This window comes from Comamonas sp. HJ-2, from assembly GCF_053615495.1.
In genome coordinates this window covers 80,085-100,512 of the sequence record NZ_JBSIFD010000019.1, presented here as the reverse complement: position 1 = coordinate 100,512, position 20,428 = coordinate 80,085, and the positions used below count along the sequence as shown (strand labels likewise).

At 57.1% G+C, this 20,428-nt stretch carries 18 protein-coding genes and 1 pseudogene; 6 read left to right on the top strand and 13 right to left on the bottom strand.

What is annotated here, in order from left to right; all coding sequences use genetic code 11:
* Nucleotides 1–12 precede the first annotated feature (12 nt).
* The 3 genes from ACWGXF_RS16485 to scpA form a co-directional block, all read right to left on the bottom strand.
* Entirely contained in the window at nucleotides 13–1,548 is a 1,536-nt protein-coding gene (locus ACWGXF_RS16485; RefSeq protein ID WP_003065036.1) for an acyl-CoA carboxylase subunit beta, read from the bottom strand.
* A gap of 80 nt (nucleotides 1,549–1,628) precedes the next feature.
* Complete coding sequence (meaB, locus tag ACWGXF_RS16480; RefSeq protein WP_256630565.1) at nucleotides 1,629–2,633, bottom strand: methylmalonyl Co-A mutase-associated GTPase MeaB; 1,005 nt, start codon at nucleotides 2,631–2,633, stop codon at nucleotides 1,629–1,631.
* A gap of 37 nt (nucleotides 2,634–2,670) precedes the next feature.
* Nucleotides 2,671–4,845 carry a methylmalonyl-CoA mutase gene (gene scpA / locus ACWGXF_RS16475; RefSeq protein ID WP_054075895.1) on the bottom strand — a complete coding sequence of 725 codons (2,175 nt, stop codon included), beginning with the start codon at nucleotides 4,843–4,845 and terminating at the stop codon, nucleotides 2,671–2,673.
* Nucleotides 4,846–4,967: 122 nt separating this feature from the next.
* On the opposite strand from scpA, the gene ACWGXF_RS16470 reads away from it, so the two are divergent.
* The 3 genes from ACWGXF_RS16470 (at nucleotide 4,968) to ACWGXF_RS16460 (ending at nucleotide 9,283) form a co-directional block, all read left to right on the top strand.
* Nucleotides 4,968–5,603 carry a GntR family transcriptional regulator gene (locus ACWGXF_RS16470; RefSeq protein WP_003065031.1) on the top strand — a complete coding sequence of 212 codons (636 nt, stop codon included), beginning with the start codon at nucleotides 4,968–4,970 and terminating at the stop codon, nucleotides 5,601–5,603.
* 120 nt (nucleotides 5,604–5,723) lie between these two features.
* Entirely contained in the window at nucleotides 5,724–7,268 is a 1,545-nt protein-coding gene (locus ACWGXF_RS16465; RefSeq protein ID WP_452102129.1) for an MHYT domain-containing protein, read from the top strand.
* Between the two features lie 65 nt (nucleotides 7,269–7,333).
* Nucleotides 7,334–9,283 carry an AMP-dependent synthetase/ligase gene (locus tag ACWGXF_RS16460; RefSeq protein WP_229227054.1) on the top strand — a complete coding sequence of 650 codons (1,950 nt, stop codon included), beginning with the start codon at nucleotides 7,334–7,336 and terminating at the stop codon, nucleotides 9,281–9,283.
* A 93-nt stretch (nucleotides 9,284–9,376) separates the two neighbouring features.
* On the opposite strand, the gene ACWGXF_RS16455 is transcribed toward ACWGXF_RS16460, so the two are convergent.
* A complete protein-coding gene (locus tag ACWGXF_RS16455; protein ID WP_452102128.1) occupies nucleotides 9,377–10,051 on the bottom strand; it encodes an alpha/beta fold hydrolase in 675 nt (224 codons plus the stop codon).
* Between the two features lie 343 nt (nucleotides 10,052–10,394).
* A pseudogene (locus ACWGXF_RS16450) lies at nucleotides 10,395–10,932 on the bottom strand (integrase core domain-containing protein); the annotation flags it as partial.
* Between the two features lie 18 nt (nucleotides 10,933–10,950).
* On the opposite strand from ACWGXF_RS16450, the gene ACWGXF_RS16445 reads away from it, so the two are divergent.
* Both ACWGXF_RS16445 and ACWGXF_RS16440 read left to right on the top strand, forming a co-directional pair.
* Nucleotides 10,951–11,256, top strand: coding sequence for a hypothetical protein (locus ACWGXF_RS16445; RefSeq protein ID WP_256630567.1), 306 nt, complete (start codon nucleotides 10,951–10,953; stop codon nucleotides 11,254–11,256).
* Nucleotides 11,257–11,537: 281 nt separating this feature from the next.
* On the top strand, nucleotides 11,538–13,109 hold the full coding sequence (locus ACWGXF_RS16440) for a sensor domain-containing diguanylate cyclase (RefSeq protein ID WP_452102127.1): 1,572 nt from the start codon (nucleotides 11,538–11,540) through the stop codon (nucleotides 13,107–13,109).
* Between the two features lie 74 nt (nucleotides 13,110–13,183).
* Here ACWGXF_RS16440 and ACWGXF_RS16435 read toward each other — a convergent pair whose 3' ends face one another.
* The 8 genes from ACWGXF_RS16435 to ACWGXF_RS16400 form a co-directional block, all read right to left on the bottom strand.
* Nucleotides 13,184–13,582, bottom strand: coding sequence for a hypothetical protein (locus ACWGXF_RS16435; protein WP_256630569.1), 399 nt, complete (start codon nucleotides 13,580–13,582; stop codon nucleotides 13,184–13,186).
* A gap of 506 nt (nucleotides 13,583–14,088) precedes the next feature.
* Nucleotides 14,089–14,358, bottom strand: coding sequence for a head-tail connector protein (locus ACWGXF_RS16430; protein WP_452102126.1), 270 nt, complete (start codon nucleotides 14,356–14,358; stop codon nucleotides 14,089–14,091).
* Between the two features lie 177 nt (nucleotides 14,359–14,535).
* A complete protein-coding gene (locus ACWGXF_RS16425) occupies nucleotides 14,536–16,035 on the bottom strand; it encodes a terminase large subunit (RefSeq protein ID WP_452102125.1) in 1,500 nt (499 codons plus the stop codon).
* Nucleotides 16,032–16,505, bottom strand: a complete 474-nt coding sequence (locus ACWGXF_RS16420) for a TerS protein (RefSeq protein WP_452102124.1) — start codon at nucleotides 16,503–16,505, stop codon at nucleotides 16,032–16,034. The genes ACWGXF_RS16425 and ACWGXF_RS16420 overlap by 4 nt, the downstream gene beginning before the upstream one ends.
* A gap of 54 nt (nucleotides 16,506–16,559) precedes the next feature.
* Nucleotides 16,560–16,955, bottom strand: coding sequence for an HNH endonuclease (locus ACWGXF_RS16415; RefSeq protein ID WP_452102123.1), 396 nt, complete (start codon nucleotides 16,953–16,955; stop codon nucleotides 16,560–16,562).
* A complete protein-coding gene (locus ACWGXF_RS16410) occupies nucleotides 16,948–18,123 on the bottom strand; it encodes a phage portal protein (protein WP_452102122.1) in 1,176 nt (391 codons plus the stop codon). The genes ACWGXF_RS16415 and ACWGXF_RS16410 overlap by 8 nt, the downstream gene beginning before the upstream one ends.
* Complete coding sequence (locus tag ACWGXF_RS16405) at nucleotides 18,120–18,647, bottom strand: HK97 family phage prohead protease (protein WP_059441040.1); 528 nt, start codon at nucleotides 18,645–18,647, stop codon at nucleotides 18,120–18,122. Before ACWGXF_RS16405 ends, ACWGXF_RS16410 begins: the two co-directional genes overlap by 4 nt.
* A gap of 13 nt (nucleotides 18,648–18,660) precedes the next feature.
* Entirely contained in the window at nucleotides 18,661–19,884 is a 1,224-nt protein-coding gene (locus ACWGXF_RS16400; protein ID WP_452102121.1) for a phage major capsid protein, read from the bottom strand.
* 173 nt (nucleotides 19,885–20,057) lie between these two features.
* Between ACWGXF_RS16400 and ACWGXF_RS16395 the strand changes: the two genes are divergently transcribed.
* Nucleotides 20,058–20,396: a hypothetical protein gene (locus tag ACWGXF_RS16395; protein ID WP_452102120.1), complete on the top strand. Its 339-nt coding sequence runs from the start codon at nucleotides 20,058–20,060 to the stop codon at nucleotides 20,394–20,396.
* Nucleotides 20,397–20,428: the final 32 nt, after the last annotated feature.

Genomic DNA, 20,428 nt, shown 5'->3' with positions numbered 1-20,428 from the left:
TTCTTCTTGTTCTTACAGAGGGATGTTCCCGTGCTTGCGCCAGGGGTTGTCAAGTTGCTTGTTCTTGAGCATCTCCAGCGAGCGGCAGATGCGCTTGCGCGTCTCGTGCGGCTGGATCACATCGTCGATAAAGCCACGGGCGCCGGCCACAAAGGGGTTGGCAAAGCGTTCCTTGTATTCCGCTTCGCGCGCGGCCAGCTTCACCGGATCGTTCTTGTCTTCGCGGAAGATGATCTCCACCGCGCCCTTGGCACCCATCACGGCGATTTCGGCATGGGGCCAGGCCAGGTTCACGTCACCGCGCAAATGCTTGGAAGCCATCACGTCGTACGCGCCGCCATAGGCCTTGCGGGTGATGACCGTGATCTTCGGCACCGTGGCTTCGGCATACGCATACAGAAGCTTGGCGCCGTGCTTGATGATGCCGCCGTATTCCTGAGAGGTGCCGGGCATGAAACCGGGCACGTCCACAAAGGTGACCACGGGGATGTTGAAGGCATCGCAAAAGCGCACGAAGCGCGCGGCCTTGATGGAGGATTTGATGTCCAGGCAGCCAGCCAGCACCAGGGGCTGATTGGCTACGACGCCCACGGTCTGGCCGGCCATGCGGGCAAAACCGATGATGATGTTCTTGGCGTACTCAGGCTGCAGCTCGAAGAAATCGCCATCGTCCACGGTCTTGAGAATCAGCTCCTTCATGTCGTAGGGCTTGTTGGCGTTTTCAGGCACCAGCGTATCCAGCGACATGTCGGCGCGGCCCACGGGGTCTGTGGTTTCGCGCACGGGAGCCTTTTCCTTGTTGTTCAAGGGCAGGTAGTTATAGAGGCGACGCAGCATCATCAGTGCTTCCACGTCGTTGTCGAAAGCCATGTCGGCCACGCCGCTCTTGGTGGTGTGGGTGATGGCTCCGCCCAGCTCTTCGGCCGTGACTTCCTCGTGGGTCACGGTCTTCACGACTTCGGGCCCAGTCACGAACATGTAGGAGCTGTCCTTGACCATGAAGATGAAGTCGGTCATGGCCGGCGAGTACACGGCGCCGCCGGCGCTGGGGCCCATGATCATGGAGATCTGGGGTACCACGCCCGAGGCCAGTACATTCTTCTGGAACACATCGGCATAGCCGCCCAGAGAGGCAACCCCTTCCTGGATACGCGCACCGCCCGAGTCGTTGAGGCCGATGACGGGCGCGCCGACCTTCATGGCCTGATCCATCACCTTGCAGATTTTCTCGGCATGGGTTTCGGACAGCGCACCGCCGAACACCGTGAAGTCCTGGCTGAACACAAAGACCAGACGGCCGTTGATCATGCCGTAGCCGGTGACCACGCCGTCGCCCGGGATCTTGGTGTTTTCCATGCCGAAGTCCGTGCAGCGGTGCTCCACGAACATATCCCACTCTTCAAAAGTACCGTCGTCCAGCAGCAGCTCGATACGCTCGCGCGCCGTAAGCTTGCCTTTCTTGTGCTGCGCATCGATGCGCTTTTGTCCCCCACCCAACCGAGCGAGTTCTCGCTTGGCTTCCAGCTGCTTCAGGATATCGTCTTGCATGCTTGTCCTCTAACGTGATTTGGGTTGCTTGTCTCGCAATGGTGATGCTGCGATGCTATGGTAATAAGAGCTGCTAGCGCCTACTGCATTTGGGCTAGAAGCAGATTTCTTGCTGCGGTACTGGCAGCGATACGACCCGTTGCCACATCGTCCTGAAGGACGGGGAGCATGGCCTTGACCTGCGGATGCTGGCGAAACGCCTGCTTGAGGCCGAAGTCGATGCGCTCCCACATCCAGGCCAGTGCCTGCTTCTCGCGGCGCAGGGCCAGGCGGCCGTTGGCGGTTTGCAGCTCCCTGAAGCTGCTGACTGCAGCCCAGAAACCCTCCACCCCCTGCCCCAGCAAGGCACTGATCTGCAGCACCCGCGGCTGCCACAGCGCGCCGGTGTTGGCGTGATCGGGGTTGCCGTGCATGCCCAGCAGGCGCAGGCTCGATGTGATCTGGGCCTGGGCACGTGTGGCGGCATGGGGGTCAATGTCGGCCTTGTTGATGACCACCAGGTCGGCCAGCTCCATCACGCCCTTTTTGATAGCCTGCAGATCGTCGCCCGCATTGGGCAGCTGCAGCACGCAGAACATGTCCGTCATGCCGTGCACGGCGATCTCGCTCTGGCCCACACCCACGGTTTCGACGATGACCACGTCATAACCAGCGGCTTCGCAGACCAGCATGGCCTCGCGCGTCTTTTCGGCCACGCCGCCCAGCGTACCGCTGCTGGGGCTGGGACGGATATAGGCCTCCAGCCGCATGGACAGTTGCTCCATGCGGGTCTTGTCGCCGAGGATGGAGCCGCCCGAGACGGTGCTGGACGGATCGATCGCCAGCACGGCCACACGCAGCCCCTTCTCTATCAGGAACAGGCCCAGGGCTTCGATGAAGGTGGATTTGCCGACGCCCGGCACGCCACTGATGCCAAGGCGAAATGCCTTGCCCGTGTGCGGCAACAGAGCGGTGAGCAGACCGTCAGCCTGTTCACGGTGGTCGGCCCGGGAGGATTCAAGCAAGGTAATGGCCTTGGCCATGGCCCGGCGCTGCACGGCGGGATTGCCGTGCAGGATGCCGTCTTGCATTTGCTCAGGGGTCACGTTGCGATCGCCTTTGCTATCGATGCTTGCCGGCCGATCAGAGACCGTTGGCCTTCTTGATCTGCTCCAGCACATCCTTGGCGCTGGCAGGAATGGGGGTGCCGGGGCCGTAAACGCCCTTGACGCCCGCGTTGTAGAGGAAATCATAGTCCTGAGCGGGAATAACGCCGCCCACGAAGACGATGATGTCGTCCGCACCCTGCTTCTTGAGCTCGGCAATGATGGCCGGCACCAAGGTCTTGTGCCCGGCGGCCAGCGTGGAGACACCCACGGCGTGCACATCGTTCTCGATGGCCTGGCGAGCGCATTCTTCGGGTGTCTGGAACAGCGGCCCCATGTCCACGTCGAAACCCAGGTCGGCAAAAGCGGTTGCGACCACCTTGGCGCCGCGGTCGTGACCGTCCTGACCCAGCTTGGCGATCATCACGCGGGGACGGCGCCCCATGGCCTGCGAAGCGGTGTTGATTTCTTCCTTGAGCTTGTCCCAGCCTTCGGCCGAGTCATAAGCGGCAGCATACACACCGGTCACCTTCTGGGTATCGGCGCGGTGGCGGCCAAACGCCTTTTCCATCGCGTCGGAAACTTCACCTACAGTGGCACGCAGGCGCACGGCCTTGATGGACAGATCCAGCAGATTGCCCTCGCCGGACTCTGCCGCTGCCGTGATGGCGGCCAGCGCAGCTTCCACTTGGGCAGCATCGCGCTTAGCCTTGATATTCTTGAGCCGCGCAATCTGGCTGTCACGCACCTTGACATTGTCCACTTCCAGAATGTCGACCGGGTCTTCCTTGGCCAGCTTGTACTTGTTGACGCCGACGATGACTTCCTTGCCCGAGTCGATACGCGCCTGCTTCTCGGCGGCGGCAGCCTCGATCTTGAGCTTGGCCCAGCCGCTATCCACCGCGGCAGTCATGCCGCCCATGGCATCGACCTCCTCGATGATGGCCCAGGCCTTGTCGGCCATTTCCTGGGTCAGTTTTTCCATCATGTAGGAGCCGGCCCAGGGGTCGATCACATTGGTGATATGGGTCTCTTCCTGAATGATCAGCTGCGTGTTGCGGGCAATACGGGCAGAGAACTCCGTGGGCAGGGCAATGGCCTCGTCCAGCGCATTGGTGTGCAGGGACTGGGTGCCGCCAAACACGGCCGCCATGGCTTCGATGGTGGTGCGAACCACGTTGTTGTAGGGGTCCTGCTCGGTCAGCGACCAACCCGAAGTCTGGCTATGGGTGCGCAGCATCAGGCTCTTGGGGTTCTTGGCGTCAAAGCCCTTCATGATGCGGCACCACAGCAGGCGCGCGGCACGCATCTTGGCCACTTCCAGGTAGAAATTCATGCCCACGGCCCAGAAGAAGGACAGACGGCCCGCAAAAGCGTCCACGTCCATGCCCTTGGCAATGGCTGTCTTCACATATTCCTTGCCGTCGGCCAGCGTGAAAGCCATCTCCAGCGCCTGGTTGGCACCGGCTTCCTGCATGTGGTAGCCCGAGATCGAGATCGAGTTGAACTTTGGCATGTTCTGGCTCGTGTACTCGATGATGTCGCCAATGATCTTCATCGACGGCTTGGGCGGATAGATATAGGTGTTGCGCACCATGAACTCTTTCAGAATATCGTTCTGAATCGTTCCGGCGAGCTGGTCCTGCGAGACACCCTGCTCTTCGGCTGCTACCACATAGCCGGCCAGCACGGGCAGCACGGCGCCGTTCATGGTCATGGAAACGGACACCTTGTCCAGGGGGATCTCGTTGAAGAGGATCTTCATGTCCTCGACGGAGTCAATCGCCACACCGGCCTTGCCCACATCCCCCGTCACGCGTGGATGGTCAGAGTCGTAGCCACGGTGCGTAGCCAGGTCAAAAGCGACGGAAACGCCTTGACCGCCGGCAGCCAGGGCCTTGCGATAGAAGGCGTTGGATTCTTCGGCGGTGGAGAATCCGGCGTACTGGCGAATGGTCCAGGGCCGGCCTGCATACATGGTGGCCTGGGGGCCGCGGATATAAGGTGCGAATCCCGGCAGCGTGTTGGTAAAGGGCAGATCGGCAGTGTCTTCGGCCGTATAAAGCGGCTTGACGGTGATGCCGTCCGGCGTGACCCAGTTCAGGTTGTTGATGTCGCCACCGGGGGCCGCCTTGTTGGCGGCCTTGTTCCAGGCTTGCAGATCAGCGGGTGCAAATTCTTGTGGGTCCTGTGCCGGATTCTCTTGGCTCATGTTGTCTCTCGTATGCGGTGCGCGCAGTGAAGTTTGGAATTGCGGTGAACTACCTAGATGCGCCTAGTGTACATGATTCATAATTATGAATTCAAAATACTTGCAGCATATAATCTCGCGTAATGACAAGCAAAACACTTACTCCTCTTGCGCTATATGAGCAGGTCGCCGAGCAGTTGCGTCAACGCATCTTCCGGCGAGAGCTTGAGCCAGGAGCCTGGATCGACGAACTCAAGATTGCCGAGGAATACGGCATCAGCCGCACCCCCCTGCGCGAGGCACTGAAAGTACTGGCCGCTGAAGGCCTGGTGACCATGAAGCTGCGTCGAGGCGCTTACGTGACCGAGGTATCGCGCAAGGACATCTCCGACGTCTATCGATTGCTGAGTCTGCTGGAGGCAGATGCTGCGGCCGAGGTTGCCGGCAAGGCCACGGACGAGCAATTGCAGCGTCTGCAGCAGACCCACGAGGAGTTGAAGCGGAACACAGCCGACGCCGAGCGGTTTTTTGCGCTCAACGAGAGCTTTCACATGCAGATTCTCGATATTGCCGATAACCGCTGGCGTAACCAACTGGTGGCCGATTTGCGCAAGGTCATGAAGCTGAACCGTCACAAATCGCTGTTCAAACAAGGCCGTATTGAAGATTCCTTGGCAGAGCACGAAGCCATCATGCAAGCACTGCTGAAGCGCGATCCGAAAATTGCCATGAGCGCAGTGCAGCAGCATTTCTCAAATGGACTCGACGCTGCGATCTAAAAGATCCATGTTCGATCCGTTCTAGTATTTATCCTACAAATTTGAAATATTGGATTACCCACTTCATGCAATGCTTGTCAGGTAACTGAATGTGCTTTCAGTGTTACAGGACCATGATTCATGCTGGCGCAATTTTTCTGGAGCCCGTCTGCCGACGCTCACGTGCTAAAGGGTGAATATGACCCCTTCCTTGTGACCTTATCGCTGGCAGTTTGCTGGATTGCCTCTGGTCAAGCTTTGCGCCATGCTGCTTTTGCCAGACTGGCCACATCAAGGCAGTTGCGCAACTGGTCCATTGTGAGCGGGTCGCTGGCACTGGGCATAGGCATCTGGGCCATGCATTTCATCGGCATGCTCGCTTATTCGATGCATGCTGCAGTTCAGTATGATTTGCCGGTCACCGTCTTCTCGATCATTCCAGGTATCGCGGCATCAGCAGTGGCCCTTGCCTTGCTGGCTCACAATGAACTCAATCTCAGGCAATTGGCATTAGGTGGCTTGACGGTTGGTATCGGCATTGCTGCAATTCATTACAGCGGCATGGCAGCAATGCGCATGCCTGCCACGCACCAGTATTCACCACTCTGGTTTGCCATTTCTCTCATTGTTGGCGTAGCGCTGGCCACCTTGGCGCTCTGGATTCGTTTCGGGCTGGCACGCTTCAACCTCAAACAAGACCACTGGCGCAAAACACTGGCGGCCATCATCATGGGCGCCGCGATCTCAGGCATGCATTACACAGCCATGCTGGCGCTGCGAGTCACGGCCGAGCATGAAACGCATGACGCGGCATCATCGAACGATCGTTTGATTCTGGCGCTGACCATTGCCGTGATTACTCTGCTATTTGGCGGACTGATTGCACAGGCCAATGCCTTGATTCAGTACCGCAGTCGCTGGCAAAAAGTGGATATGAATGAAGCCCGACTGCAAGCTTTGGTGAATATGGCAGCAGATGGAATTATCTGCATCGATAATCGGGGATGCGTAACGGATTACAACCCAGCAGCTGAGGTCATATTCGGCTGGAGTCCAGATGAAGTATTGGGCCAGAACGTGAAAATGCTCATGCCCGCAGCGCTGTTCAACCAGCATGATCATTATCTGGAGCAGCATGAAGCCGGCCAGCGAAACAACGCGCCACCTCTGAAGAACAAGATTTCAGAGGTGCTTGGCCAGCACAAGGACGGTACGCTGATTCCCATGCGCCTGGCCTTGAGCCAAGCCGAGGCCCGGGGTCAGCGCATGTATGTAGGCCTTCTGACCGATCTCTCAGACCGCAAGCGAACCGAACGACAACTACATATAGCTGCCACGGTATTCAATCATTCCTTCGAAGGCATGGTGGTCCTTGATGCGAACCGGAAAATTGTAGACATCAACCCGGCCTTTGCACGTATCAGTGGCTTGAACCGCCAGGCAGCGAAGAACAAGGAGTTCTCCAGTCTTTTCATTCACGACGATGACAACACGGCTGTCCAGTGGTCGCAGATCAGGACGGAAATCGGTAAAAAAGGGCACTGGCAAGGCCTTCGCGTCATGCACCATGACGGGAACCGCCATCAGATTTCCCTGACAGCAGTACGCGACGAGCAGCAACGACTGCACCATTACATCGCCGTCTGCTATCAAAGTATCGATATCCCGCTTGGAGCCACAATCTGAGTCCTATATCGGCTGACGCTATCATTCGCGTAGCGGGAAATTGCCCGCTTCCTGAAGGCAAGCGCATGAACCAAGCAAGTGAAACCGATGTACTGGGTCTCCAAGCAGAGAAACAGCATTTGACTATCGAGCAAGTGCAAACCTTGCCAGAGCTTCTGGCCATGCGGGTTCGCTGCACGCCACTAGGCGAGGCTTACCGAGAGTTCGATGAAAGCACAGATGCCTGGAAAAGCCTGAGCTGGGCCGAAACAGCCGAACGTGTCGCTCTGTGGAGCCGCGCCTTATGTGCCTCGAATCTTCCTGTCGGCGCAAGGGTGGCAATCTTGCTGCCCAATGGCTTTGATGCAATGACCATCGACCAGGCCTGTCTGCGCTGTGGTTACGTGCCAGTTCCTCTGCATGCCATCGACAATGCCGGCAGCATTGCCTACATCCTGGCCGACTCGGGTGCTTCCTTGCTGGTCGTGGCCGACGCCAAGGCCTGGCAGAGAATCTGTGCTACAGGTCAGGACCTGCCGGGACTCCAGGCCGTTATTCACGCACAGCAAGGCCGTCCGATCGATTCGTCGAACGCTTACGTCGTACCTGTCGAGCAAGCAGAGCAGGACTCAGTCAAGGCCTTGCAGCGTAAGCCGGTCATTGTTTTGTCTGCCTGGCTTCAGGCTGGTCAGCGGCATGCCTCTGCCCTTCCCCTGCCACCAAAGAAAACGGAGTTGGCTGGCATTGTCTACACCTCCGGTACGACGGGAAAGCCCAAGGGCGTCATGCTCACTCACGACAACGTGGTCAGTGATTTACACGCGGTGATGCAGCGTGTGAAGGCCTTTCCTGAGGACGTCTTTCTCTCGTTTCTGCCGCTCTCTCACACTTTCGAGCGAACTGCAGGCTACTACCTGGCCGTTGCTACCGGTTCCTGCGTCGCCTACGCACGCTCTGTTGCACAACTCGCGCAGGATATGAAGCAGGTCAAGCCGACCGTACTGATCTCGGTGCCTCGCATCTATGAACGTGTTTATGCCAAGGTTCAAGAGTCGCTTGCTTCCAGCCCTTTCAAGCACAAGCTGTTCGACGCGGCAGTCAACAAAGGCTGGAAGAGCTTCTGCGCTCATCAAGGCATGCCCTTGGGCGAGCAACCGGAAGCCAAGGCGAGCTGGGCTTCTGCCTTGCCCGGCTGGCTTTTGCGCAAACTTGTCGCCCAGCCTCTGCTTGCGCAGTTTGGAGGCCGGCTTCGCGTCGCTGTGAGTGGCGGAGCCCCGCTGTCTCCGACAATTGCGCGCACTTTTCTGGGCCTGGGCCTGCCCATGGTGCAAGGCTATGGCATGACCGAAACCGCTCCTGTAGTCAGCGCCAACGGACTCGACGATAACTGGCCGGATACCGTTGGCCGTGTACTGCCGGGAATTGAGGTCCGAATTGGTGATGATCAGGAGTTGCAGGTGTCTGGCCCGGTAGTGATGCGCGGTTACTGGAATCGTCCGGAAGACACCGCCAAAGCCTTTACCGCCGATGGCTGGCTGAGAACCGGTGACCAGGCTTCAATCGAAAATGGCCGTATCCGAATCAAAGGTCGCATCAAGGAAATCATTGTTACATCGACGGGTGAGAAAGTGCCTCCTAATGATGTGGAGCAGGCCATCCTCGTCGATCCCCTGTTTGAGCAAGTGTTTGTGGTTGGCGAGGATCGTCCGTTCATCGCCTGCATTGCGGTTGTTGGTCAAGTGGAATGGGAAATGCTTGCCAGGAGTGTTGGACTGAACCCGAATGACGGATCCAGTCTGCAGCATGCAGCGGCAGAGAGAGAAGCGCTGGCCCGAATAGAGAGGCAGACACGCAGCTTCGCCCGTTATGCGGTGCCCAGAGCCATCCACCTGGTCAGGGATAGTTGGAACATTGACAACGGCCTGATGACCCCTACCCTCAAGCTCAAGCGCAAGAACCTGATGGTCCACTATCAAGACGCGATCGAGCAGATGTACGTCAAGCCCATTGACAGCTGGAAGACAAAGACTCATTAATCGATCGAGAAGGGTTTAAGGAGCCCTTGAAAAATTCATGTAAGTTACATTAAAAACAGCTAATCAATTCAAATTCGGTTGCTAACTTCATATTCACCGACCTTCTCTCTTCTTCAGCCATTCGATAACGATGTCTGACACTTGCTTCTCATAGCCACGGTAATCATGCTTTGCTCCAGGAACCTCCACTTGCACAAAGTTCTCGGAAACGAGGGACTTGCGAAAAGATGCTGCTCTAGCATCCATTTCGTTGTCACCATACACATCGACAACTGGAAGCTTCACTTTTCTCAGATTTAGATTGGTGTTAACAGGCTCCTTGCCTCCCGCAGTCAATCCGACCCCGATGAAACCTACAACCGGCGCAGTGGGATTGTTTGCCAGAAAGCCAGTTGTCATGCGCCCTCCCATGCTGTGTCCCATCAAGTAGACGCGCTCCACTCCTTTCTGCATTTTCAGATATTCAATTGCAGATTGAATTCGCTGATAGGCCTCCGGAAACGAGGCGGCAAGCTCGGGCGAATCTGGCGAGTCTGCGCCAGGATCCGGCATCCGCAAAGAGAAGGTATGAAAGCCCAAGTCTTTGTGAATAGCACGCCTCAATGGCCCGACTACATTACCGTCTGGAGAGCTCCCTCTGCCGTGAGCCAGGACAACTCCCACCTTGGAGTCCTTTCCGTCAAGATACTCACCTTGAGGCACCTGCGCCGCAACCGGCGTCGCCAAGACGCAGCTGAAAACCCATATGAGTGATTTGAGCACTGACATCACAGGTGCTCCCTTGGTAAGAGCTAGCTCTGGAGTGACGGACTTGCGCTTCAATAGCGCTAACTTGAGAGAATTGAACCCGCTACGCATACTCTTGGAAGTCATCAATAGAGGTTCACTACTGTCCTCCAAAAGCCAGCTTACATGACCGCCAGGAGTCTTAGCAGCTCTAATTCGTCGTCTCACCTTGCAAGATCACCTCTCAAACGGCAAATGATCTACAGCCTCTGCAGCTCGTGCACCAGCTTGTGCATGCCATAGCGTGCCACGCCCCCAGGCAGGCCTGGTGCAACCAGACAATGTCATTGAGTACCTTGGACAAGCCTGTCCCCTCTTCGGTCCGCTAGCTGTGAACCGTCAAGAGGTTATTTGTAGATTTGAGCCTGGACATCGGAGCGATGTGGCCGATGCCGCTGTGCGGCCTGTGCCAGTTGTCGTAGTGCTGCCAGCTCGCCAGAGCATGGGGCCGCTCAGCTGAGTTCTGGTACGTCCAGTCATAGGTCCAGTCATAGGTCCACTCGCGTAGCGCTGACTGGATGAACCGCTCGGCCTTGCCGTTGGTCTGCGGCCGGTACGGTCTGGTGAATTTGTGCTGCACGCCCAAGGCTTTGCAGGCAGCAGCAAACTCCCTGGACCGGAAGGGTACACCGTTGTCAGTCAGCAGGCGTGATGCGTACGCCCAGCCCCGCGTAGTACGCCACCGCGTTGTGGACGGCTTCGTGCTTCTTCTCCTCGCTATGCATGGCGGTGAAGTCGATGCGCGCGTGGTCGTCGATGGCCACAAACAACCTCTCCCAGCCGGCACCCTCGACCGAGTCGCGCCGGTTGCCAGTCACTCGACGACTGGGTCTGACGATGCGCCCGAGCTTCTTGGTGTCGATGCCGCCTTCCTTATTGCCATGATGCAGATGGTCTGCACCCAAGATCTGGCGACAGGCTCACCCGAAGAGTTCTGCTACCTGCAAGAGCTGCAGAACCTGGCCGACCTGCACTTGGCAGGCATACAGAACCAGGTGCTGGTCGAAATGAAAGCTGAGGCCGCCCAGCACACCGGTCAGGCACTGGCCAAGCAGGCATTGCCTGTGTCTGCTTATCGGTTTGGGTCCAACAAGAGCCAATGGTTTATGGATGCGAGCAAGCTGGCGACCTACCTCGATCAAAAGAAGGTTCAGGCCGAACAGCAGTGGCGAGCTGTTCGGTGCTGACTTGGAAGCCTTGCATTCTTGAGCAGCTACAGACACCACAGATTGATCTATGCAATCACGCAAGCGGCAGCGAAGCCGTATAGCAACTTGCCAACGTTGCCTGCAGCTGCCGGGAAATGGACCTGTCAATAGTGCCTGCACTTTTTACACAGGTACTAACCCTAGGAAATTCTCATGCGAAAGTAAAATAAACAAATAGATAAATTTAAATCGATAGTTTTTATTAAAATTTGTTTTCTAGGATCTCTGTGAAATTCAATATAAGCAAGATTTTTTGCAAAATGGATATTAGACGTTTGATCCTATTGCTCACGGTTGCCAGCGCATTTATCTCCTTAGTTAATACATTCTACGCAGCCTATACAGTTCAACGCCAGCAACTCATAGATGAAAATCTGAACGGGAATTTCGTCTACGCAACAAAACTGGCAAAGAGCACCGATGACTTTCTTAGGGCAGCTCAACAACAGCTAGCGGCAAGCTCAGTCTATTTATCAAAAAACTTCAATGACATCGACGTATTAAAATCAGAGTCAGAAAGACTGAAAACTCAGACAGAAAGCTTCAACTCTATTCTTATAGTTGATGCTCGCTCTAGTGTGCTAGCTTCTTCACCTGAAACGCTGAAACTCACGGGAAGAACTCTCGCAACACCAGGCATCGTTGAATCGATAAAAACGCAGAAACCGCTGATTAGTGACTCATATATCTCCACCATTGGAAATTTGCTGGTATTCATCTCTCATCCTATCCACGACCCATCTGGCAACTATTTAGGCATGGTTGGAGGAACGATCTACCTCAACCAACAGAGCATCCTCAACCATCTGCTTGGCACGCACTATCACAAAGATGGCTCATACCTGTATGTTGTCGATCAGAACAAAAAGCTTGTCTATCATCCTGACCAAAATCGAGTAGGGACACTCGTGAACGGCAATGAAGTCACCGAGAAAATTCATAATGGTGAGTCTGGCAGCCAGATCGTTAAGAATACTCGTGGGGTTGAGATGATTTCAGGCTATGCAGTCATTCCCACTACGAACTGGGGAGTCGTTGCACAGAGACCCCTGTCGGCAACCCTTGCTCCATTGGACTCGCTGATGAAGCAAGTAATTCTTAAGACGCTACCTATAGCGGTAATTTCTGTATTTCTGATCTGTTGGTGCGCTAACAGAATTGCAAAACCGCTGCAATTACTGTCTGAAGGTGCAAAAAACATAGGCCACCCAGAAACAGAGAAGAACATACAGAAAATAAAATCGTGGTATATAGAGTCCTATGAGTTGAAAAAAGCCATGTTAATTGGCATTTCCTTGCTCAATAGAAACATACAAAAACTTCAGGATGATGTTAAGACTGATCCTTTGACCAAGCTTGGCAATCGTCGAAGCCTGGAAGCTGCATTGCAAAAGCTCGAAGCTTCCAGCCAGATTTTCTCAGTGGTATCTATCGACATCGACCACTTCAAGAAGGTCAACGACACCTTTGGGCATGATGCAGGTGACATCGTCTTGCGTGACCTGGCCAAGCAGATGAAATCTGTCTCACGCGCAGATGACTTACCTTGCCGTGTTGGCGGTGAAGAATTCTTAATCGTCTTGCCTCGAACCAGCGAAACGACCGCAGTTCAAGTCGCAGAGCGCTTGCGCAAGCAAGTGGAAGCAGCAGTGTTTGAAGGCGTTGGCCACATCACCATTTCCCTGGGGGTGGCAAGCTGGCCGAACAGCTCTTCCGACATCCCAACGGTTATCAAATACGCCGACGAGATGCTCTACAAGGCCAAGCGTGAAGGAAGAAACCGTGTGGCTGTCTATAGTCAATCAGAGACTGGAGAAATGCAGCCGGCTTAGTGGGAGTGCAGGTCTTTCTTGAACTGCACTCCGCTATGAGATTGCCGGCGCGGTCAAGCCCCCTTAAACAACAACTAGATCTTGTTACCCATCAAGCAGACCTGTAGGCACTGCACCCTGCTGACGCAGTGGTCAGTCAACTGCCTGCAGCTTCCTTCTTTTCTTCCAAGTCCAGCAAAAATAGCTCGCGTACCGTGCTTGGAGATGATCTTGAGCCGCAGCAGCTCCTGCTTGGCAGCGTCCAGCTCCTGCACCAGCTTGTTCATGCCGTAGCGCGCCACGGCGCCCAGGCAGGCCTGGCGCAACCAGACGATATCGTTGAGCACTGTGGCCGGGCCCGCCTCCTCTTCGGTGCGCCGCCACCTAGCGTACTCGATGAAGTCGACGGCTCGCAGGTGCCGGGCATCCCGGTGCGCCAACTTGGCCTTCTGCAGCCGGGTGATGTCGGCCGTCTTGGACCGGACCGCCCCCATGCCACGATGCCTTTTGCATCGCTGACATAATCCTGCAGTATCTGCTTGAGGGTGACGAGACCTTGAACAGGCAGGCCTGTCGCTTGGGCCTCCTCGATTTCTGCTTCACGTCTCCGCAACCATTTCTGGGCAAGAGCACGCCGGGTGAACGCCTTGGACTCGGAAAGAGTCAGCTATCCGCCTTCCTTCAGACGGATATGAGCTGGAACGATATGACACCCTTGGCACTCTTTCGTTGGGTGATGGTTCCCATCAATGCTCCATGAAATTCGTGGTGCATCAATGTAGCATTCAGCATCAAAAAACCCGGAAAAACGGGGTAAGACAGGGTCAATTTTCAGTGCACCACAAGGCACTTTTCATAGTATGAGCACCGAACAAACCGTTAAAAAACAACTAGATAGCAGCATGTGGCGCATGTCGGTGGCGCCAATGATGGATGGTTGCGATTAACCAACATTCATGCGGGTTTCTGGGCAGTAGTGTGCAATCTGTGTGCAGTCTTTTCACACGCTCATAAGACGATACGGGGCAAGCAGCCGCTCAAATAGCTTGCCCTCAACCATGGCGGCGCTGTCCACCGTCTCCCGGCAGACATAGAGCGTGCCCACTAGCAGCAGGCAAGCGGCGCGCACGGGCGGCTCATCTGGCAAGCTCTCCCGATTCAGGTACTCACGCACAGAAGCCTCAGCGGCTGCAATCATTGCCGTGATGGCTGCGTCCTCTGCATCGTGATCTACGCGTAAGTGCAATTTGGTTTCTTCCAGTGTCAGCATTTGAGGCTTTCCGTTTCAAGGTGTAGGTGCCCCGGCCCTGCATCGCGCAGGCCGGGGCTTGTTTGCTTGCGCGCACCTTGGGAGCTGGTGCCGCACGCTGTCGGGGTTTTTCATGAAGCGGCACTCACCGACTGATCCGCCCCCGGCTTTCCACTTGCGTGGCCCCTCCGGGCAGGGTTAAACAAACATGAAACCGGCCCCTTCATAGGGCTGTGCATAGTCGGAACGGCTGGCCGCTCCCATCGCCATGGCAAGGGCTTGCAGGCCGTCAATGCGGCCTGTGGCCTTCGCTTTCGTCAGCTTGCGTGCGCCAGTCGGGTCTTTCACCACCGTGGCATTGGCGGCGCACATGGTCAGCACGGGATGGCCGCCATGTGCAATGCGCCCATTCAGCAGCTCGGCCTCTAGGGCATCCAGCGCCGGGGCCATATCGCGGAACCCTTGGCCCCATTCGACTAGCGGCAGCTCCACGCCCAGCATGTCCAGCTCACGGCGCAAGATAGTGATGCGCCAGCGGTCGTATGCGATGGCCTGCACGTCTAGGCCGTCCAGAATTTCCAGCATGTCATTGGCGACGTGCGAGTAATCCACCGTTGCGCCTGGCGTAGTGCGTAAGAAGCCCTGCTGTGCCCACATCGCATAGGGTGCTCGGTCACGGTTGCCACGGTCATGAATGCCCTGCTCTGGCGTCCAGAAGAATGGCTGCACCTGCCATACGCCCTCCACCTGCCCCACCAGCACCAAGGCTGTGAGGTCGGTGCGGGCAGACAAGTCCAGACCGGCATACACCGGGCCGTCAAAGGGCAGCGGCTCGGCGGCGCACTCCTTCCACACGTCAGGCGACACAAACGGGCTGTCTGTGCTGACACGCTGATTCAGCAGCAGATTGCGGGCCATGTTCGCCATGCTGGGCATTCGGACGGCTTGGGCCATCTGCTCTCGCAGGTCGTCACGGCTACGGAATAGGTCTAGCGCCGGGTTTGCGGCCTGCCATGCTGCCTCATCGGTCAGGTCTGCACCTTCAGACGCTGCATACAGGCGGCACACAATGCGCGGGTCTTCACTGCGCTGGGCGTCGTCAATCCATTGGCTCAATAGGTCGGCATCGCTGGCCGCCTGTGTGGATATGGCGATCAGCAGCGGGGCCTCATGCGCGCCCTGCGATGTGGTCACAGCATCCACAAAGTCAGACTGCGGGCCTCGAATCTGGCCGATCTCATCCAAGATAGCCAGCACGGGGCTAAGGCCGTGGGCTGTCTTGCCGTCTGCGGCAAGTGCCTTGTATTCCACATTCAGCGGCAGGCCGATCAGGCGCTTTCCACTGGGCACAATGCGCACGATCTTGGACAGCCTGGGCGATAGCTGCACCATCTTGCAGGCCAGCGAAAACACTAGCGATGCTTGGTCACGGCTCATAGCACCGCTGACAATCTGGCTGTTTTGCTTGGCCTCTGGGCCTACCAAGTGCGCCAGCAGCAAGGCCCCGATCAATCCGCTCTTACCGTTTTTGCGGGCAATGCTCAGGATGGCGCGGCGCGTGCCTGCCGGGTTGTCGTACACATCGCGGATAAATTGCTTCTGAAACTCAGCCAAGCGCATGGGCTGGCCTACCTGCGAGCCTTCCGGGGTCAGGCAGAACTGCTCCACAAAGGCAATGATCTTTTCAGCGCGGGTCATTGCAGTGTGCCCAGCGTTGGAATGAGGTCGTCATGCTCACCACGGGCTTGGCGCTCATTAGCCAGTGCCTTGGCGGCGTCCTCAGACTTGCCCACAGTGGCTTCAGCGTGCACATGCAGGACGCGGGACAGTGCCACAGCACGGCGGCTCAATGTCTCCAGCAGCTTGTGCTTGGGGTTCACCTGCGGCACGCCATTAGCGCCGGGGATCGTGAAGCCCTCCGCGTCTGCCTCGGCCTGTAGCCGCTCAATGTCGGCCTGAGTGCGCGCCAGATTGGCGGCGGTCGTCAGGTCTGTGGCTGTCCACGTATCACGGGCGCGGGCTTCCATGATGGCAACCCAGAACGGGCCGTCACATGGGCGCAGCGTCACATGGGCAGGCGGCTTCAATGGCCCCAGCGCCACCGCCTGAGCGGCGGCCACGGCTGCGGCGGCACTGTCGGAGCGTTTGCGCTTGGGTGTCACTTTCATTGCGTTTCTTTTCGGTTTGCGTTAAAGCGTGTGGAGGGGCGCGGTCATCGTCGATCAGTTGCCCGTGATTTCCTGATTCCACGGGTGCCGGGGGTCTGTAGGCATCCCATGCACATCGCAGCCCATACGCACGGTTTTGCCGTGGTCTGCGGCTGTTTTGCGGCTGTGGCAGGGGTGACATAGCCCTTGCAGGTTCTCGCGCTCGTTGTTGCCCGGATTTCCGTCCTTGTGGTCAACATCTTCAGCAATGCTTGTCCGTCCAATCACTGCACAGTCCACGCACAGGGGCTGCTCTGCGAGTACAGAGGCCCGCAGCTTTCGCCATGCAGCGCTAGTCAGCGGCAGCGTGCGGCGCGGGTCAGCATCGCGGCCCGTGCGACTGGCTCGGGGCTTGCGTGCAACCTTCAGCGCATGGGGATTGACCGCCACTTGCAGGCGCGGTTTAAGCATCGTGAGTCGTTTGCTTTTGGGCATCATCAATCCCTTCAATGACTGGCAGGTTTTCAAGGCGGCGGGCTTCGGACTTCAGCAGCCAGCCAGCCCCAATGCCTTTTTCGTAGAAGTCGGCACGGTTGACAGCATCACCACGCAGCAGGCCCTCAAGGCTGTGCTCGGCAAAGTAGGTGCGGCGGCCTGCATCGGTCAGGCACTTGGCGGCAATGCACTGCTCCCACATCACCAGCCAGCGGCGCAGTGACTGGGTGACAAACTGGCGGGCCAGCTCCACCGAGTTGGAATAGTTGGCCGACTCCATGGACTGCACGATCACGGGAGGCACACGGAACAGGCGGCAAATTTCAATCACGGACAGCTTGCGGGCCTCGATCCATTCGGCGTCCTCAAGGCTCATGCTGACTGTTTGAAAATCTACGCCCTCTTCCAATATCGCTGTGCGCCCAGCGTTTGCGCCACCGGCGTGCTGGCTGCTCCACGATGAGGCAATGGCGGTGCGCTGCTCGGGCTTCAATTTGCCGGGGAACTTCAGCACGCCCAGCAGCTTGGCCCCGTTGTTGAAGGTGCTCACACCATGCTCACGCTCGGCAATTGCCAGCTCCACCACGCCACGGGCGGCAGCGATGGGCGACACACCAAGAATCCCGTCTTCACCAATGCGGTGGCGAAGGTGCAGGACTTCATGGGCCAGCAGGCGCACGACTTTGCCGCTTGTCTCGGTCACGTCATACACAATGCGGTCATTGGCACGCAGCGGGTTGACGCGATTGGGATTCAAGGGCCAAAGCGCCCTCACCTGTCCATCACTGCCCAGCTCAATGCGTGCATAGGCATTGCCACACAGCAGCACATTGGCCGTCATCAGCTCGCGGAACTCCAATGCGGTTTGCTCTGGGTTCGGCTGGTCATGCAACACGCGGTAAAGCGGGTGCTGCGATGCTCGCTCGCGGTTGTCGTTTTCGCGTTTGTAGAGAATCAGCGGCAGGCTTGCCACAGTCTCAGAGACGGCCTGCACACAGGCATAGACGGCGCTGACACTCTGGGCCGTCGTTGGATTGACAGCGCCACCAGAGCGCAGGGCCTGATACGGCCCCCAAGGGTCGTTGGGGTTGGTGCTGCGGCGCTCAAGGCCCACAGCATTCAAGGCGCGGGTGATGAGGTTCATGTGCATGTCTCCAGCCACAGCTTGCGGCGGTCTTGGAAGCGTTCGCAAAATCCCATGGAGCGCAGTGCAACCTCTGTATCTGCATAAGCAGGATCTGCGGTCAGCGTGATTTCAGCCAACGTCACATCAACCAGAGTGCGCACAGCAACATCGGCGCGGCGCTCCCACTTCTCACCGTGAGGGTTCACGCGGAAACCAAAAGAGCACCCGCTAACATCGCCGCGCTTAACCAGCTCGGCCACATCACGCCCAACACTGGTATCAGGCAGCTCCAATGTGAAATGAAGGCCGTGGGCATCCTCTCGCAGCTCTAGGGTGTGGGCTTGGGTCGTGCCTAGCACTGCCCCCGTTTGATGGTCGTAGAGCGCACGGATATTGCGGCGGCTCTCCAGACTGCGGCGGAATGCTCCAGGTGCGATCTGCTCCCGGAATTCGCCTAAGTCCGTTTCTCGATTGAATACGGCTGCATAGCCCGTAACCTTGCGGCCTTGGGCTTGCACACCGCCTATAGAGCGAATCTCCATGGCGGCGCTCGCTTTACAGCGCCATGTCGTCAGCAACCACAAACGCCTTGGGATGGCGTACAGCCATATCCATGGTGTGCAGGATGCGGATTTGCACGTCGCCCTTTTCGTAGTAGCCGGGTGCGTAGGGGTTGGCCAGCACTTCGGTGCTGCCCCATTCGCCAATCACCAACTGGCTGAAGTCGCCAGCGATCAGGCGGCCCGTCTTGGTCGTCGTGCCCTTGGCGTCCAGTTGGTTGGTCACGTAGGCGGGCAGGTCAGCCACGCGACCCGCTTGCATCAGGTAGGCAGCGCCAGCCACTGTGTCCTTGAGCGTGGTTTGCAGCTTGGTCGCGGCCTTGGCGTGAGTCACGATGGCATTGGGTGTCACGTTCTCCAGACCCAGCTTTTCCAGCAGCGCCACGATGCTGGCCCAATTAAGCGTAGCCAGCGATGCGGTCTGAATGCCCACAGTGTTCAGGATGCCCACGGGTTGCTTGGCTGCTGCATCGCCATGGAATGCGGCCTTGTCCACTGCCAAGCTCACCACCTGCGAGAAGTCATCGCGGGTCAGTTGCTCAATGGCGGGGTTTGCCTGCTGGATCAGTTGGCGGGACAGGCTAGACAGCGCGCCCACATGCTTGGGTTCCAGTTTGATAGAGCCATAGGCGGCGCTGGATTCGGTCAGGCTGTCACCTTCTGATAGCCAGTAGGCAGTTGCGGCCCCCGTCTGTTTAGGGATCACGGTATCACCACGCAAACCGGGCAGCACTCGGGCACCCAGCGAACGCACCAGCAGCGAATTGCGCAGCAGGCCAATGAACTGGTCTGCACGGTAGTCGTCAGGCACCACGGCGGCATTGGTCGTGGTGGTCTGGGTCGAACGCTTTTCAAAGATGCTCGATGGCACCAGCACGCCACCCTTGCGGGCTTCTAAGCCTTGGCGCTTGGCTTCCTGCTGGTACTCAGCCAGGGCACCAGTCACGGCGCGCTGCTCAACCTGGGCGGCGATGGCGTCCAGCACATTAATGCGGCTTTCCATCTGGCGGGCTGCTTTGTCCACGGGTGCACCAGCGGCGCGGCGCTCCATGTCGTCAATGAACTGAGCGCGGGCTTCGTCGGCCTCCAGCGCAGTGATTTCAGCCTTGAGCTTGTCAAAGGCTGCGGCCTTGTCGGCGGTCATTTCGCCATCAGTCAGGGCACGGGCTTGGGCCACCTTGGCGGTGCGGGCTTCGCGGATTGCTGCAATTGCGGTCATTTGTGCGTCTTTCAGTGTTTGCCCCAAGATTTACAGGGCTGAATTGATTACTGACTTCTCATCGAAGACAATGCATGAATTCTTGATTTGAATAATGAAAAATGCAATTGACGAAATATTTACCGCTCATTACCTAAAATGAACCACCAATTATTTTCAAGGAGGAGAATTAAATGACCATGATTAGTTGCCCAGAGTGCAATCGAGAAATAAGCAGCACAGCCAAAAATTGCATTAATTGCGGGGCTCCAATTGCAAAAGGAAAATTTTGGAAAATCATTAAGTGGTTCCTAGCTATTGCTTTTCTACTATTCGTAGCAGTTATGATTTTTGGCACCATTGTTGGCAATACGCCTGATGCCAAAAGCCGTGCAGAATCACGAGCAACAATTGATTACTGCTGGAGCGAGCAACGCAGAAAGAGCCTATCCCCAGATGCGTCTCGCTTTGCTGCAAGTGCTTGTGAACGAATGGAAAGAGACTTTGAAAACAAATGGGGATTTAAGCCCTGATTCCCTAGTAGCTGGCTAAACACCTTCAACAC

Excerpts from the sequence above, each read along its gene's own strand:
- ACWGXF_RS16460 (WP_229227054.1), top strand. The coding sequence starts at position 7,334 with ATGAACCAAGCAAGTGAAACCGATGTACTGGGTCTCCAAGCAGAGAAA.
- ACWGXF_RS16470 (WP_003065031.1), top strand. The coding sequence starts at position 4,968 with ATGACAAGCAAAACACTTACTCCTCTTGCGCTATATGAGCAGGTCGCC.
- ACWGXF_RS16440 (WP_452102127.1), top strand. The coding sequence starts at position 11,538 with ATGGATATTAGACGTTTGATCCTATTGCTCACGGTTGCCAGCGCATTT.
- scpA (WP_054075895.1), bottom strand. The coding sequence starts at position 4,845 with ATGAGCCAAGAGAATCCGGCACAGGACCCACAAGAATTTGCACCCGCT.
- ACWGXF_RS16445 (WP_256630567.1), top strand. The coding sequence starts at position 10,951 with ATGATGCAGATGGTCTGCACCCAAGATCTGGCGACAGGCTCACCCGAA.
- ACWGXF_RS16415 (WP_452102123.1), bottom strand. The coding sequence starts at position 16,955 with ATGCTTAAACCGCGCCTGCAAGTGGCGGTCAATCCCCATGCGCTGAAG.
- ACWGXF_RS16405 (WP_059441040.1), bottom strand. The coding sequence starts at position 18,647 with ATGGAGATTCGCTCTATAGGCGGTGTGCAAGCCCAAGGCCGCAAGGTT.
- ACWGXF_RS16430 (WP_452102126.1), bottom strand. The coding sequence starts at position 14,358 with ATGCTGACACTGGAAGAAACCAAATTGCACTTACGCGTAGATCACGAT.
- ACWGXF_RS16410 (WP_452102122.1), bottom strand. The coding sequence starts at position 18,123 with ATGAACCTCATCACCCGCGCCTTGAATGCTGTGGGCCTTGAGCGCCGC.
- ACWGXF_RS16465 (WP_452102129.1), top strand. The coding sequence starts at position 5,724 with ATGCTGGCGCAATTTTTCTGGAGCCCGTCTGCCGACGCTCACGTGCTA.
- ACWGXF_RS16420 (WP_452102124.1), bottom strand. The coding sequence starts at position 16,505 with ATGAAAGTGACACCCAAGCGCAAACGCTCCGACAGTGCCGCCGCAGCC.
- ACWGXF_RS16400 (WP_452102121.1), bottom strand. The coding sequence starts at position 19,884 with ATGACCGCAATTGCAGCAATCCGCGAAGCCCGCACCGCCAAGGTGGCC.
- ACWGXF_RS16425 (WP_452102125.1), bottom strand. The coding sequence starts at position 16,035 with ATGACCCGCGCTGAAAAGATCATTGCCTTTGTGGAGCAGTTCTGCCTG.
- ACWGXF_RS16455 (WP_452102128.1), bottom strand. The coding sequence starts at position 10,051 with ATGTCAGTGCTCAAATCACTCATATGGGTTTTCAGCTGCGTCTTGGCG.
- ACWGXF_RS16435 (WP_256630569.1), bottom strand. The coding sequence starts at position 13,582 with ATGGGGGCGGTCCGGTCCAAGACGGCCGACATCACCCGGCTGCAGAAG.
- ACWGXF_RS16485 (WP_003065036.1), bottom strand. The coding sequence starts at position 1,548 with ATGCAAGACGATATCCTGAAGCAGCTGGAAGCCAAGCGAGAACTCGCT.
- ACWGXF_RS16395 (WP_452102120.1), top strand. The coding sequence starts at position 20,058 with ATGACCATGATTAGTTGCCCAGAGTGCAATCGAGAAATAAGCAGCACA.